This is a genomic window from Streptomonospora alba (assembly GCF_000826685.1).
Taxonomy (GTDB): domain Bacteria; phylum Actinomycetota; class Actinomycetes; order Streptosporangiales; family Streptosporangiaceae; genus Streptomonospora; species Streptomonospora alba.
On the sequence record NZ_JROO01000054.1, the window covers coordinates 1 to 1,213 of the forward strand.

At 72.9% G+C, this 1,213-nt stretch carries 1 protein-coding gene; it reads left to right on the forward strand.

Annotated features, from left to right (window positions below; genetic code table 11):
• On the forward strand, positions 1 to 1,213 hold a 1,213-nt coding region (locus LP52_RS23810), incomplete at both ends, for an amino acid adenylation domain-containing protein (protein ID WP_040276643.1).

Sequence of the window (1,213 nt, forward strand, 5' to 3'; positions counted from 1 at the left end):
CCGCGCTGGTGTCGGACGGTGCCGAACTGTCTCGCGCCGGGTTCGATGAGCGGGTGCACCGGTTGGCGCGGGAGCTGATCGCGCGGGGTGTGGGGCCGGAGTCGGTGGTGGCGGTGGCGCTGCCGCGGTCGGTGGAGCTGGTGGTGGCGCTGCACGCGGTGGTGTGCGCGGGGGCGGCCTATCTGCCGGTGGAGACCGATCAGCCCGTCGAGCGGGTGGCGTTCGTGCTGGAGGACGCCGGCCCGGCACTGCTGCTGTGCCGTGACGAGGACACCGCCGACCTGCCCGCCGAGCCCGCCGTTCCCCGGATCGTGCTGGACGACCCCGCGACCGCGACCCGCCTGGCCGCCCGCGATCCCGGCCCCGTTTCCGACGCCGATCGGAGGGCGCCGCTGCGGGGCGGGCATCCGGCTTATGTTCTTTACACGTCGGGGTCGACGGGGCGGCCCAAGGGTGTGGTGGTCTCTCATGGGGCGATCGTGAACCGGTTGGCGTGGATGCAGGGCGCCTACGGGCTGGGGCCCGATGACCGTGTGCTGTTGAAGACGCCGGTGTCGTTCGACGTGTCGGTGTGGGAGTTGTTCTGGCCCTTCGCCGCGGGTGCGGGGCTGGTGGCGGCCGCGCCGGGCGGGCACCGCGACCCCGCCTACCTCGCCGGGCTGATGAAGGACACCGGCGTCACGGTGTGCCACTTCGTGCCCTCGATGCTCCGGCTCTTCGTCGAGGAGCCGCGGGCGGCCCTGTGCACGTCGCTGCGCCGGGTCTTCGCCTCGGGTGAGGCGCTGGGCGCCGAAACCGCCCGCCGGTTGCGGGACCTGCTGCCGCGGACCGCGTTGGCGAACCTGTACGGGCCCACGGAGGCGGCGGTGGACGTCACCGCGTTCGAGGTCGGGGATGAGGAATTCACCGGTGCGGGTGTGCCGATCGGGCGGCCGGTGTGGAACACGGGCGTCTATGTGCTGGACGGTCGGTTGGCGCCGGTGCCCGCGGGTGTGGAGGGTGAGCTGTACCTGTCGGGTGTGCAGCTGGCGCGGGGGTATGTGAACCGGCCGGGGTTGTCGGCGGAGCGGTTCGCGGCCGATCCGTTCGGTGCGCCGGGTGCGCGGATGTATCGCACGGGCGACGTGGTGCGGTGGGACGCCGAGGGCCGGCTGGTGTTCGTGGGGCGTTCGGACTTCCAGGTGAAGGTGCGCGGGATGCGCATCGAACTCGG